The organism is Algoriphagus locisalis, assembly GCF_900116615.1.
Taxonomy (GTDB): Bacteria; Bacteroidota; Bacteroidia; order Cytophagales; family Cyclobacteriaceae; genus Algoriphagus; species Algoriphagus locisalis.
Genome location: NZ_FPBF01000003.1, coordinates 152,782 through 165,546 on the forward strand (window position 1 = coordinate 152,782; position 12,765 = coordinate 165,546).

The 12,765-nt window shown below is 38.9% G+C and carries 15 protein-coding genes; 12 read left to right on the forward strand and 3 right to left on the reverse strand.

Going from position 1 to position 12,765, the window contains the following annotated elements:
• From BM386_RS09645 to BM386_RS09680, 7 genes are all read left to right on the forward strand, one after another.
• Positions 1-369 (forward strand): DUF4345 family protein, encoded by a 369-nt coding sequence (locus tag BM386_RS09645; protein WP_091693105.1) that lies wholly within the window; start codon positions 1-3, stop codon positions 367-369.
• A 14-nt stretch (positions 370-383) separates the two neighbouring features.
• Positions 384-1,151: an SDR family oxidoreductase gene (locus tag BM386_RS09650; RefSeq protein ID WP_091693108.1), complete on the forward strand. Its 768-nt coding sequence runs from the start codon at positions 384-386 to the stop codon at positions 1,149-1,151.
• Positions 1,152-1,155: 4 nt separating this feature from the next.
• The gene (locus BM386_RS09655; protein WP_091693111.1) at positions 1,156-1,617 is read left to right on the forward strand and encodes a hypothetical protein; all 462 of its coding nucleotides are present in this window, start codon (positions 1,156-1,158) and stop codon (positions 1,615-1,617) included.
• Positions 1,618-1,621: 4 nt separating this feature from the next.
• Positions 1,622-2,110: a hypothetical protein gene (locus tag BM386_RS09660; protein WP_091693113.1), complete on the forward strand. Its 489-nt coding sequence runs from the start codon at positions 1,622-1,624 to the stop codon at positions 2,108-2,110.
• Positions 2,111-2,475: 365 nt separating this feature from the next.
• Positions 2,476-3,264: a hypothetical protein gene (locus BM386_RS09665; RefSeq protein ID WP_091693116.1), complete on the forward strand. Its 789-nt coding sequence runs from the start codon at positions 2,476-2,478 to the stop codon at positions 3,262-3,264.
• Between the two features lie 669 nt (positions 3,265-3,933).
• Complete coding sequence (locus BM386_RS09675; protein ID WP_091693121.1) at positions 3,934-5,382, forward strand: MBOAT family O-acyltransferase; 1,449 nt, start codon at positions 3,934-3,936, stop codon at positions 5,380-5,382.
• 3 nt (positions 5,383-5,385) lie between these two features.
• Positions 5,386-6,462, forward strand: coding sequence for an alginate O-acetyltransferase AlgX-related protein (locus BM386_RS09680; RefSeq protein ID WP_091693124.1), 1,077 nt, complete (start codon positions 5,386-5,388; stop codon positions 6,460-6,462).
• Between the two features lie 136 nt (positions 6,463-6,598).
• Here BM386_RS09680 and BM386_RS09685 read toward each other — a convergent pair whose 3' ends face one another.
• Together BM386_RS09685 and BM386_RS09690 are read right to left on the reverse strand one after the other, a co-directional pair.
• Positions 6,599-6,994, reverse strand: a complete 396-nt coding sequence (locus tag BM386_RS09685) for a DUF1573 domain-containing protein (RefSeq protein WP_091693126.1) — start codon at positions 6,992-6,994, stop codon at positions 6,599-6,601.
• A gap of 411 nt (positions 6,995-7,405) precedes the next feature.
• On the reverse strand, positions 7,406-8,860 hold the full coding sequence (locus tag BM386_RS09690) for an ATP-dependent DNA helicase (protein ID WP_091693129.1): 1,455 nt from the start codon (positions 8,858-8,860) through the stop codon (positions 7,406-7,408).
• A 14-nt stretch (positions 8,861-8,874) separates the two neighbouring features.
• Here BM386_RS09690 and BM386_RS09695 point away from each other — a divergent pair, with 14 nt between their 5' ends.
• The 4 genes from BM386_RS09695 to coaD are packed head-to-tail and all read left to right on the forward strand — an operon-like array spanning position 8,875 to position 11,342.
• Positions 8,875-9,384: an NUDIX domain-containing protein gene (locus BM386_RS09695; protein WP_091693132.1), complete on the forward strand. Its 510-nt coding sequence runs from the start codon at positions 8,875-8,877 to the stop codon at positions 9,382-9,384.
• A 48-nt stretch (positions 9,385-9,432) separates the two neighbouring features.
• Positions 9,433-10,014: a hypothetical protein gene (locus BM386_RS09700; RefSeq protein WP_091693135.1), complete on the forward strand. Its 582-nt coding sequence runs from the start codon at positions 9,433-9,435 to the stop codon at positions 10,012-10,014.
• An 11-nt stretch (positions 10,015-10,025) separates the two neighbouring features.
• A complete protein-coding gene (locus BM386_RS09705; protein WP_170857071.1) occupies positions 10,026-10,844 on the forward strand; it encodes a DUF3822 family protein in 819 nt (272 codons plus the stop codon).
• Positions 10,845-10,886: 42 nt separating this feature from the next.
• Positions 10,887-11,342, forward strand: coding sequence for a pantetheine-phosphate adenylyltransferase (gene coaD / locus BM386_RS09710; RefSeq protein WP_091693141.1), 456 nt, complete (start codon positions 10,887-10,889; stop codon positions 11,340-11,342).
• Here coaD and BM386_RS09715 read toward each other — a convergent pair.
• Positions 11,330-12,016 (reverse strand): NUDIX hydrolase, encoded by a 687-nt coding sequence (locus BM386_RS09715; protein ID WP_091693144.1) that lies wholly within the window; start codon positions 12,014-12,016, stop codon positions 11,330-11,332. The two genes, coaD and BM386_RS09715, sit on opposite strands and share 13 nt — an antisense overlap.
• Before the next feature lie 99 nt (positions 12,017-12,115).
• Here BM386_RS09715 and pyrE point away from each other — a divergent pair, with 99 nt between their 5' ends.
• Positions 12,116-12,760 carry an orotate phosphoribosyltransferase gene (gene pyrE / locus BM386_RS09720; protein WP_091693146.1) on the forward strand — a complete coding sequence of 215 codons (645 nt, stop codon included), beginning with the start codon at positions 12,116-12,118 and terminating at the stop codon, positions 12,758-12,760.
• Positions 12,761-12,765 lie beyond the last annotated feature (5 nt).

Below are 12,765 nucleotides of genomic sequence, written 5' to 3' on the forward strand. Positions count from 1 at the left end.
ATGTTATTATTTATTCGCATTTTCCTGATAATCTATGGCTTAATATCCGCTGCCACGGGCTATATGGGCACAACAGCAAAATTCAATCCTGCCATCACAGATCCCATGACTGACAATAACCATCGCTACGTGGCAGCCATCTGGATGGCTACATCGCTGGCGTTTTTCTATGTGGCTTGGAATCCATCAGAAACAGCTTTGTTTCGATTTTTGATGATAGCCCTTATCATTGGTGGTCTCGTCAGAGCAGCCGCATTGGTCAATTATCCCGCAACTCCTTTTCTTATTTTCCTGATAGCTATAGAATTGATTCCAACCACTTTGATGCTTTGGTTTCATACCAAACTTTTAAATGCAGGTTCACTTTAAATCCATTAGTTACTATGAAACAATCCAATCAAAAAGTATTGATCACAGGTGGAAGTTCAGGCATTGGGCTTGCGCTAGCCAAAAAGTTTTTGGAAAATAACAACACGGTTATTATCACAGGCAGAAATCTTTCCAAACTTGAAAAAGCAAAATCTGATAACCCTCTACTTCATGTTTTTCAAAGTGATGTAACTGATGACGCAGAGGTTAGAATGTTGGCAGATGATATTCAAGATCAATTAGGTGGAATAGATGTACTCATCAACAATGCAGGCATCATGCATTTGCTTGACACAGGCAATGAAGCAAATGACTTAACAAAACAGTTTGCTGAAATTGATATAAACTTCAATTCGCCCATTCGTCTGGTTCATTACTTTTTACCACAATTAAAGCAAAGTAAAGAAGCCGTTATTGTCAATGTTTCTTCGGGTTTGGCTTATGTCCCATTTGCACAAGCACCGGTTTATTCTGCTACAAAATCTGCTTTACATTTTTGGACAAGAAGCATACGACTTCACTTAAAGCCTCACAATATTAAAGTATTGGAACTATTGCCTCCTGTGGTAGATACGCCATTGGCACACGGAGCAGATATTGCTGAAGACGATAATTTGAAACCAATGCCACCAGAGAAATTAGCCGAAGCATTCTGGAAGGGGTATATAAACAGCAAGGTAGAAATTACACCAGGGATTTCTACCCAGCTCAAAATGATGAGCCGATTCGCACCAAGGTTTGTATTTAAGCAATTAAATAAACAACCCATTCCAAAAAGGTAAAACTATGAGACAAACAATATCAACCATAGCTATCCTTGGCATAGCAGCATTTGCAGGAAATATGCTCAACATCGGTTTAAGTCACGCCATTTATTGGCAATCGCTTGAACCGAAAGAATTTATGAAATTCTTCGCTATAGATTTTCCGCTGCTTTTAGCTCCAACAGCAGTAACGCTTTTGCCAGCTTGGTTAGGAAGTCTTTTTGTGTTTTTGAAAAGCGATAAAAAATCAGAAAGCCGAAAGTATTGGCGAATTGTTTTTTGGGGTTTAACTGTGACCATTATTCAGACTTCCATCTATCATCTGCCTATGAACCTGGATTTTATGGCATTAAAATATGACGCTATAACAGCCACCAGTAAACTGAATGGTTGGATTATTTCGCATTGGATAAGGATAGGGATCAGCATTATTTCAGGTATTTATGCTATAAAAGGGTTTCAAAAATCAACTTATAATCAATAAAAAAATGGACAATTTTGCAATTATCAATTTGCAGGCTATCACAGGCACAACCGCTTTCCTACTAGCTTTCAAATGGTGGATTCAGCCCCGATTAGCGAACCTCTCCATTTATGAGGCATTAATGCCCTTTGTTTTTTTAAATTCCTTTAGATACTTAGGACTTTCTTTCATGGCAAAGGAGCAGTTTTATGATGGTTTTCCAGCTGATTTTCTAATGCAAGTGGGTATTTGGGATTTTGCAACGGCTATTTTGGCAATTGTAACGGCGTTCAGTTTAAAAAATAAGTGGAAATATGCCATTCCATTGGTGTGGATTTTCAACCTATTTGGATTTGCGGATCTACTTACAGCATTTCCAAAGTTCTTCTCCCTGAAACTCTATGACCATAACTTGGGCTTTATTTGGTTGATGTTTGTTACTTATGGACTGGCGGCTCTATTAAGCCATATTTATATATTCTACCGACTAATAGGGAATTTCAGAAAGAAATAGTGCGCAAAACCAATAAGAAGAGATTAGAAAATAACTAGCGCTATCCGAACAGACAGCCACCAGCGTTCAGCTAATAAAGCCTGGTAAGGATTATAAGATCATACTTCACACCTAGCCTGGTTGGATATTTACGCTATCGCTAGGCTTGATCTCCCGAAAGTTCCCGGAACTTGATTTGATATCTGAATTGGGAAATAGAGCTTGAGTGGATATTTTTTATGGAGTTTAGGATCACTTAGTAATTCTAAGCCATCATAAAGCCATTATCTTCCGTCTATCTACGGATACTCAATAACAGCTCATCTCCAGTACAACAAAAAGCCGTTTTTACAGTTATATATTCGTTTTACTTAAATTTTCGCCCTATGAAATTCCTTCTACAGAAATCAGGTTTTATAGCCTCTCTGCTTCTTTTTAGTTTAATATCCTGTACCGATGATGACAGCAACCCGGATGGAGGTGATGACGAGCCCTTAGACAATTCGGAAATTGTGTTTCTCCTGCTCGATGAAGAGAGTATAGATAATGGAAACGAACCCAATAATTTCTCTGAAACAGATGTCAATGATCAAATCGCCAGAATTGGACAGCGGCAAACGCTGAAGTATTTTCAAGACAACGTAGGGAGAAGGTTGGATCTTTTTTCTGGACAGGTGGGCGATGAAGGCTGGTTTGCCCCTACTTCTATACCAACTAGCTGGATAAACGCAGGCCCCACTGCTATTGGCCTCCAAAATTACCTGACACCGGGACCAGGATTAGGTTCTTCGGGAGATGATCCGGAAGTTTTGCTTGACGAAATCCCCAATGTGATTCCTTTAAGAGCCATGGGTTTAAAAATGTTGGTTGGTCAGACAATCTATGCAGTGGTGTATGACAGTGATATCTCTATTAATTACGATCCAATCGAAGGGAATTTACAAGGAGACAATCTTGGGATTGTGGCCTTTGATGTATTGGCGGTAAATAGCCGTACAGATGGCTCAAGTTCAGATTTGCCTCGCGTCACTATCTTAATTAGAAATGCAGCTGAGATAAATAGATCATCATTGAATTTATTCTCAAATGTCTCCGTGCCGGAATCATCATCCGAACCTTTTGATATTAACCCACCCACTAATACTCCTCCAGTAGTTCTTGTGTCAGCTGAATAAAATTTGCTTGAAAACTGTTTGGAATTAGTTGAGCCTTTTCATACTTCCTATTCACTAAAAGCCTCTTGAAAATCAATTCAAGAGGCTTTTTGGTTTTCAGCATTTGATTGGAATTCATATTCTGAAGTAAATTATCTACAGGATGAGCTTTTAAAATGGACTTAAAGAAAAAGGAAATAACTAATATGATTATCCGCAATGATGCCATTAGTTAAAGAAATTGGCTGGATAGTAGCGGATAATCGTCCACGGACAACAGTCCACTGCCCACAGCACGTAGAAAGAAACCTTAACCCATAACTTCTCTCGCTACTGGTAAGAAAGTGGATATCCATAATTCGGAATAACTAAAACCTAATTCCTGATACTCAAATCAATCCAAATTTATTTCAGATATTTGCACACTTGAAGTAAGGACAAAATTGAAAAAGAAAAGGTAAAACTCCTTAAGCTGTACAACCAATTATCTGACTTTTGGACACTTACGCATCAGAACTGACTTTCTTAGCAGAAGGCTCAGGAATAATTGAATCTACAGCTTTTGCCACTAGAAACAGCTCAGACATCAAGAGTCACAGGAATGGTTTTCCAACGAGTTTTAACCAGAAATTATAATCTATTACTTCAAAAAAAACAACAAACACTCAAACAAGTATGAATTTACAATAGATGCTTTTTAATTCAATAGACTTTGCAATATTTCTACCGATAGTTTTTATATTATATTGGTTTGTAGTAAACAAAAATTTAAAATCACAAAATTTCTTATTAGTATCTGCCAGCTTGTTATTCTATGGTTGGTGGGATTGGAGGTTTCTATCCCTGATACTCTTTAGTACCCTTGTAGATTATACCATAGGACGTCACCTAGGATCAGAAGAAAACAAAACAAAGAGAAAGTTTCTACTTTGGATAAGTATAATAACTAATCTTGGATTTCTTGGTTTTTTTAAATATCACAATTTCTTTCTTGAGAATTTTATATCTACCTTTTCATTCTTTGGCATAGCTATACAAGCCACCTCTCTAAACATTATTCTTCCTGTAGGTATAAGCTTCTATACCTTTCAGACTTTAAGCTATACCATAGATATCTACAGAAGAAAATTAGAACCCACCAAAGACTTCATAGCATTCTCGGCATTTGTATGTTTTTTTCCGCAGTTAGTTGCCGGACCAATAGAAAGAGCTACAAACCTTTTACCTCAGTTTTATAAAAAAAGAGAATTCGACTATACTAAGGCAGTCGATGGAATGCGTCAAATACTTTGGGGGCTATTTAAGAAGATTGTCATTGCTGACAACTGTGCTGAATTTGCAAATTTAATATTCAATAACTCATCAGAATACTCAGGTAGTACATTAGTTTTTGGCGCTATATTTTTCACATTTCAGATTTATGGAGATTTCTCTGGCTATTCAGATATCGCAATAGGGACATCTCGTTTATTTGGTTTTGATTTAAAACAAAACTTTGCTTTCCCATATTTCTCCCGAGATATGGCAGAGTTTTGGAGACGGTGGCATATTTCATTGTCCACTTGGTTCAGAGACTATGTATATATACCGCTTGGTGGTAGCCGGGGAAACAAGTGGATGCAGGTGAGAAATACATTTGCTATTTTTATAATAAGCGGCTTTTGGCATGGTGCTAATTGGACATTTATCGTATGGGGAGCATTGAATGCAGTATATTTTCTACCTCTCTTACTGACCAAGAATAACAGAAAGAACTTGAATGTAGTAGCTGAAGGAAGGTATTTCCCAACTCTAAAAGAACTTGCGAAGATGGTACTAACCTTTGGGTTGACTGTATTCGCTTGGATATTTTTCAGGGCTGAGAGTGTCCCACACGCCATAACATACATCTCTGAAATCTTTTCACCTTCCCTATTCACAGTGCCAAAATTTCCGGGAATCGGTCCTGCATTCAGATTATTTCTTCTTGTTTTAGTATTTCTGGGAATTGAATGGAGAGCGCGTGCAGATCAATTTGCGCTAGAAAAGTTAGGATTGAAATGGAGCCGGCCTGTAAGGCAGATACTATATTTTGCTATCATCATTTCACTCTTCTGGCTTGGACAAAACAAGCAGCAGTTTATTTATTTTCAATTTTAGATCATGAAGAAGTTTATAATAAACACATGCTTTTTTATTATTCCGTTTCTCGCATTATATGCGTTTAATCTAATGGTTTATGATCAAAGAGGAGCAGAAGGAGATTTAGCACGCATGGGATATTTCTACACTAATCCTTCTCCATCAAGCGTTATTAACAACCAATATAATCTACCTAGGAAGTACACACTTTTATCCGAGATCAATTTAGCTTCTGAAATAGTAAATACGGATGTAATGATTATTGGTGATTCCTTCTCAGAACAGGAAAATGTAGGGTACAAAAATTTCCTTGCAAACATGGGTGTTTCAGTGGTGCATGTTGACAGGGATATTTCTGGAGGGAATCCTATACAAACCTTGGTATCTTTGATGAATGCTGATTTTTTTGGGCATATGAAACCAAAATATGTAGTGTTGCAATCTATAGAAAGAGACTTTAATGTCCGAACCCAAAGCATTGATTTTAATGCTAAGGCTACAAGTATTAATTTTTACAAATCAAAGAACACTCCGCAATTATCAAACAACCAAAATGAGAACATAGCTATAAGTCCAAATAAAAATTTACAGTTCTTTTCTGATGCTACTTTGAAAATGCCTTTGAATAACTTTCTTTACTTATTTATGGACAGGCCACTTTCTTCCAATACTTATAAAGTAAAGTCAAGCAATCCAAAATTATTTTTAAACAATCCTGATAACTTACTTTTTTATAAGAATGACCTAAGGAAAATGAAAGTTAAAAATGATTCATCAATGACTATGAATAGCATTAGTGTATTGAATAAATTAAGCGATTTACTGAAGAAGAAAAACATTGAATTAATAGTACTCGTCAGTCCTGATAAGTACGATTTATATTATCCTTACATAGAAGACAGTGCCCGCTATATAAAACCTACTTTTTATTCAACTTATGAAAATGCTGAAAAAGAATACCAAAACATTGATATTCACACTATTTTTTCCCGAAAACTACCTGAAGAATCAGATATATACTACTACGATGACTCACATTGGTCCCCAAAAGGTGCAAAAATCGTAGCCAAAGAGATTTTTGATCGGATCAAAAAATAGCATTGTTTAAGAGATCGTGGATATTTCTCTGCTCTCTTTACTAACCTCAAATTACTCAGGACAGGTTCTTTTCCAGAAATGAAAAAAAGCCTCCCGATTTCTCAGGAGGCCTCACTTGAAGTTAGTTCGTAACCGATTACTTCGTCTTCGGAAGTACGTTAGAAATCAGTGATACTTTTTCTATAGGCTCAGCTGCGTTGGAGTAGATTCTTATCACAGAATTCTGCTTGCCCATTTTACCGGCTGAGTTGAATGAAACTTTGATTTCAGAAGATTTACCCGGAGCTATCGGCTCCTTCGGCCAGCTAGTAGCAGTACAACCACAGGTTACGGCCACATTGGAAATTACAAGCGGAGCTGTACCGGAGTTTGTAAGCTCAAAGGTGTGGGAAACTTTGTCTCCCTGAGTGATATCTCCAAAATCGAAAGATTTTTCTTTGAAAGTGATTGCTGCACCACTTTGTTCCTGAGCATTGGCATTAAATGCAAACACCAAAGCAAAGACGGTTAATAGAAATCCTAATTTTTTCATGGCTAGTATTTTTTGGTCTTCAAATATTCAATTTTTTGTATCAACTTCAAAATAACGCAATCCAATCCTAATAGATGCCTTATTTCCAGATTATATCGAAAATACCTTGCCAAAGGCGTTTGATGTGCTGATTTTTATCCACAGAGCGCACAAAGGACACACAGAGACCATAGCTTTAAGTTTTTTATTCTTATGTAAATCCGCTTTTCTGCCAGTATTGAGACTAAAGCATTATAGGATTTGGTCAACATTAGAATTGAGGCTACTTCGGTCATCCGTCATCGGTCTTCTAGCCAATAAACATAGGAGAATATGGCTACTGGCATCATTCCGCATATTTATGTTTATTTTTTTGGAAATCCAGCTTCTCCAGACCTCAAAACTCCTTACCACTCACCTCTCACTACACATCTAAAACTCTGAATCCTCCACCCCTTTTGGTTTCACAAAGAAAGTAGGGGCGAAATTCACAAGATACAATTCCTCAGTAGCTCTAGTCATGGCAGTATAGAGCCAACGGGTAAAATCTTTATCCACTTTATTTTCTGGCAAAAATCCCTGATCCACAAAAACTGCTTTCCATTGTCCCCCTTGGGCTTTATGGCAAGTAAGCGCATAAGCAAACTTTATCTGCAGGGCATTTAGAAAAGGGTCCTTCCTGATCAGTTCCTTCCGCTCCACTTTGCTGGCAACATCCGCATAATCTTCAGACACCTGCTGATACAGGCTTCTGTACTGCTCACGCGTCAAAGAGGGGCTGGGAGAATATAGTGTATCCAGAATCACCTTTGCCTCAAAATGAGGTTCATCCGGGTAATCTAACAAACGAAGCTCCAAGGTAGCAAATCGAAGACCATAAAACTCCTCGAAATTCCGGATTTTCATTACTTCCGCCATATCTCCATTGGCTAGAAAGTTCACCTTCTCAGACTCGGCCATGTAGGTGTAATTATTCTTCACTATCATCAGCAAATCCCCAGAACTGATTTCATCCTCGAAAAAGTGTATGGTTCGACGGATGTACAGGTTGTACTGCACCGCAGCTTTATTGGATCGGGTGATGATCGTGGTATTCTCCGTTTCAAACTTATCGTAGGCATACCTTAGCCCATCTTCCAGCCGCTCACCGGTCATTTTGAACATATCCTTAAATTGACTGGTGCTTATCTGGATCTCCTGCTTTTCAAGCTGCAACTGATGTCTCAGATTGGTGGCATTAAATAAAATACCCGACTCCAACCGCTGACGCATCACTTCCGTCAATTCAATAAAGTCAGCATTCAGTCTAAAATGCCTCAATAAGTAATCAGCTTCGAGCGCCGGACTAAATTCAGATCCTACAGGCGGAAGTTGTGCAGTATCTCCTACCAAGATCAAGCGATTATTCGTCCCATGGAATACAAAACTGATCAGATCACCCAGCAAATTGCCAGACATCCCACCATCATCTGCAAGCATGGATGACTCATCTATAATAAAGACCGTGTCCTTGTAATAATTTTTTTGGAGGATAAAGCCTCCACCAAAACTTCCGTCTTCAGCTTTTGGCTTGTAAATTATCTTATGTATGGTGTAAGCAGCACGCCCGGAGTAGTTACTCATTACTTTGGCAGCTCGTCCTGTAGGTGCAAGCAAAAGCGAGCGCATGGACAATTTGGGAAGCGCTTTCACCAACGCAGAAATAACAGAAGTCTTTCCCGTACCAGCATAGCCACGCAACACGAACGTTGGCTTTTTCTCTGGCTCCATCAGGAGAAAGTAGTCCATCTTGGAGAAAAAAGCTGCCTGACCGGACGTGGGCTCGAATGGGAAATATTTACTCAGCAAGGTCGAAGGCCTCGGCATTGACTCCTTATCTTTACTCATACAAACGAATGTAAATGCCAAAAGACAAAATCAGCAAGGAAATCGAAGCAAAGTTTGGAAATCAACTCCGGTCGCGCGTAAATGGCATTCTGATCGAAGGAGAAAAAATCCTGATGATCAAACATTTAATGGGCAACGGCAAAATTTTATGGTCTGTACCGGGTGGCGGAATGCATTTTGGATTTAGCGCTCCGGAAAACTTAAAGCGGGAGTTTTCTGAGGAAACAGGCCTAAATGTAGAAGTAAAAGCCTATCTTTTCGTTAACGAATACCTGGCAGCACCACTTCACGCGATGGAACATTTCTTTCTCGTGGAAAAAATTGGAGGGAAATTAACACTAGGAACGGATCCTGAACTTTATCCTGATTCTCAAATTATCGAAGAAATCAAATGGATGAGCCTAAATGAAATCCAGTCATTGCCTAATGAAGCCCTTCATCAAATCTTTTGGGGAATAAAATCACTAGAGGACTTAGTATTGTTGCGAGGATATTTTAATTTTGGAAATAATTCTCTAAAATAGCACGATTTATAACCTTCAACCTTACCCAGATTCTTAAAAATTTATCAAATGAATTTATCAAAAGTACTATCCTTGGTCTTCTTAGTAGTGGCAATCGGTCTTGGCTACCTTCTCTGGAAAGGTGTTGACGACGTTGTTGAGCAAGAAAAAAGAATTGCGCTCACCGAAGCTGCAATCATTGAAAAATTACAAATGCTAAGAGATGCAGAACTCGCATTTCAAGCTTCCAACGGAAGATATGCTGAGAACTGGACTGAACTAAAGAACTTCATCCAAACTGGTAAAATCTGGCTTGTACAACGAACTGAGACTACTAAAATCCTGGATTACGGTGCAGAAGAAGTTACAGTAGAATTCGATACGTTGGGATCTGTACCAGTGATCGATTCATTGTTCAATGAAAGAAAATACCCTGATTTCAATCTTGATGCACTAGTGGTAGTTCCAGGTTCTGGAGGAAAGCAATTTGAATTCTTCGCAGATAAAGTGGAAAGAAACTCCTATGAAATCTCTGTTTTCGAGATTAGAGATCCTGCCCCAATCAATCCGGATAGAAGACTGAACAATAACGAAAAAGCCTTGAAAGTAGGTTCGAGAACAGATGCCTCTACAGAAGGTAACTGGAAATAAAACCTCCTATTTTGGAAAGTAACCTTAAAGTATTCAAAAGTGATAGGTTTGATGTAGAAGATGCATCAAACCTATCACTTTTTTTGTATCCTGATTCCCTGTTCATCTTTGCGAAGGATAAGAATCAGACAAATATTTGTATCCACGAATATTTGAATTTCGACAGGAATTCCTTAGAACAGTTGGTCGTATCAGATCATTTATTGAAAAATGACATTCCTGCTACGGTTTACTTACATCAGCCAGAATTCAGCCTCGTTCCGGGAGTTTTATTTCACCCAGGTCAAGAAACTACGTACTTGGCGTTTGCAAGCGAACAGCAAGCTAATACAAGCTATTTCAACACACCTCTGGATAGCAATAACCTGCAAGTAGTGTCAGGGATAGCCGGGAAAATGAAAAAAACTCTACAGGCACGTTTTTCAGAATTAACCTTTCATCACGGCTCTGTCTGCTTTTTGTCTTACCTATTCAAAGAACGGTTTAACTTGATCGGACAGGAAATCTTGATCAGCATTTTTGGAAACCAAATTTATACAGCGGCCTTTTCCAATCAAGAACTTGCAGCTTTCAATCTGTTTTCCATAGATTCCAAAGAAGACATCCTGAAGTATGCGCTCATCTTTATTGAGCAACTGAAATTTGACAGGAATCACGTACGCATTAGTCTTTTTGGTGCTACTGTAGAAAGTGGTATTACCGAGGAATGGGGCAAAACCTATTTCTATAATTTCCGCCTTCTCAGTCCTCATGCCAATCAAAACTACACGCATGGATTCAAACACCTGAAATCAGTAAATCTTTTTGAAACTAATTGGCAATTCGACTAAACGACAAACTCTCAAAAGGCCCGTGAACAAATACAATTAGACATGAAAAAAATCGCCATTTTCCCTGGTTCCTTTGACCCTTACACCCTTGGGCATCATGACATCGTGATGAGAAGCCTTAATCTGTTTGATGAAGTGATCATCGGGATTGGCTATAACTCCACCAAGAAATCAAGGTATTTTGAGATTGATGATATGGTGAAAAAGGTGGAAAGTGTGTATGAAAAAACCGCTGGGGTAAAAGTCATTGTCTATAACGAGCTTACTTCTACCCTTGCCAAAAAACATGATGCAAAGTTTCTGATCAGAGGATTGAGAAATACTACTGATTTTGAATATGAGAACACGATCAGCCAAATGAATAGGTACCTGAATGCTGAATTGGAGACGGTATTCCTAATTACCTCACCGAGGTATGCTGCGATCAGCTCTACTATTATCCGGGAAGTTCATCGCTTTGGCGGAGACGTGACTGAATTTCTGCCTTACAATGTCTGAGGCTTCAGATGACTTTTTATAAACTGCTTGAAAAGAAACCGCATTGAGGGATAAGAATTGATCAAAGCGATTTTTGCATCAGCCTCATAAAACCATCGGATATCGTCTATTCCCTCTTCTTTTTGAGGGGTCATATCCGCATCACTGATACAATCCATCTCAAACCAGTAGGTCTTCTTCAGGATGCTCTTTCTATCCTGAGTGTAAGTATGCCAAGTATTGCAGATTTTTTTGCCTGCTTTCACTGTCACCGCGCACTCCTCTTCCACTTCACGTACGGCGCATTGCTTAGGCGTCTCTCCTTTTTCAAATTTCCCTTTGGGAAAATCCCACTTTCCAAGGCGGAAAATGAGGAGCATTTTATCTTTTTTGGTAACCACCCCACCAGCAGCCTTAATTATTGAAAAGCGGCTTTTCACAAACTTCTTCAATGCAGCTTTATCCTTGGTCACTAAAGTGATCGAATCCAGGTCTTTTAGCTTTCTGGTGCGAAGCATATACAGCAACCTAATGATCAGATCATGAGAAGGCTCATGAAAAAGCACATCGTCCTTCCAAGGCAAATGCGCTGGAAGCTCCTCCATCTGAAAATAGACTGTTTCGTAAGACTTAGAAGGATTCAGTTCTTCGTAGCTTATCAGATCAAAGGGTTTGTCATTCACAAAGATTCTCATGATGAATCAAAGGTTTTGGGGTGTTTGGAATAAGTCAAAAGTGCATATTTTTTTCACTTGCTACAACCTTGGGCTAAGTTTATCTCTTATTTTTGCTTCATGGAAATTTTAGACGCGAATGTAGCTGCTGAAGTAGCTGATAAATTATTGGAAATCCAGGCGATCAGACTTCAGCCTGAAAAACCCTTTACCTGGGCATCAGGATGGAAATCACCGATTTATTGTGACAACAGGCTCTCACTTTCTTTTCCAAAGGTTCGCACGATGATCAAAGAACAATTGATCAGAAGCATTCAGCATTATTTCCCAACCGTGGAAGCTATCGCCGGAGTAGCTACCGCAGGGATCCCTCAGGGAGCTTTGCTGGCAAATGATCTAGACTTACCCTTCATCTATGTAAGATCCAAGGCAAAAGGTCATGGCATGGAGAATATGATAGAAGGAAAGGTCGTTCCGGGTCAAAAGGTAGTTGTGGTAGAAGATCTAGTCTCTACAGGGGGAAGTTCTCTCAAAGCAACGCAAGACTTGCTAGACGAAGGATTTGAGGTACTGGGGATGGTAGCCATTTTCAGCTACGGATTTGATGTGGCAAAGCAAAACTTCGACAGCGCCGGAGTGAAACTTATCTGTTTAAGTCACTACGAAGCAATGCTCCCGATGGCCGTTCAGAGAAAATATATTACAGATGATACCCTAGAGTCTCTTTCGGAATGGAGAAAAGACCCAGCAGTTTGGAAACAATAGAATAC

Coding starts and splice junctions, on each gene's coding strand:
- BM386_RS09645 (WP_091693105.1), top strand. CDS start 1: ATGTTATTATTTATTCGCATTTTCCTGATAATCTATGGCTTAATATCC.
- BM386_RS09650 (WP_091693108.1), top strand. CDS start 384: ATGAAACAATCCAATCAAAAAGTATTGATCACAGGTGGAAGTTCAGGC.
- BM386_RS09655 (WP_091693111.1), top strand. CDS start 1,156: ATGAGACAAACAATATCAACCATAGCTATCCTTGGCATAGCAGCATTT.
- BM386_RS09660 (WP_091693113.1), top strand. CDS start 1,622: ATGGACAATTTTGCAATTATCAATTTGCAGGCTATCACAGGCACAACC.
- BM386_RS09665 (WP_091693116.1), top strand. CDS start 2,476: ATGAAATTCCTTCTACAGAAATCAGGTTTTATAGCCTCTCTGCTTCTT.
- BM386_RS09675 (WP_091693121.1), top strand. CDS start 3,934: ATGCTTTTTAATTCAATAGACTTTGCAATATTTCTACCGATAGTTTTT.
- BM386_RS09680 (WP_091693124.1), top strand. CDS start 5,386: ATGAAGAAGTTTATAATAAACACATGCTTTTTTATTATTCCGTTTCTC.
- BM386_RS09685 (WP_091693126.1), bottom strand. CDS start 6,994: ATGAAAAAATTAGGATTTCTATTAACCGTCTTTGCTTTGGTGTTTGCA.
- BM386_RS09690 (WP_091693129.1), bottom strand. CDS start 8,860: ATGAGTAAAGATAAGGAGTCAATGCCGAGGCCTTCGACCTTGCTGAGT.
- BM386_RS09695 (WP_091693132.1), top strand. CDS start 8,875: ATGCCAAAAGACAAAATCAGCAAGGAAATCGAAGCAAAGTTTGGAAAT.
- BM386_RS09700 (WP_091693135.1), top strand. CDS start 9,433: ATGAATTTATCAAAAGTACTATCCTTGGTCTTCTTAGTAGTGGCAATC.
- coaD (WP_091693141.1), top strand. CDS start 10,887: ATGAAAAAAATCGCCATTTTCCCTGGTTCCTTTGACCCTTACACCCTT.
- BM386_RS09715 (WP_091693144.1), bottom strand. CDS start 12,016: ATGAGAATCTTTGTGAATGACAAACCCTTTGATCTGATAAGCTACGAA.
- pyrE (WP_091693146.1), top strand. CDS start 12,116: ATGGAAATTTTAGACGCGAATGTAGCTGCTGAAGTAGCTGATAAATTA.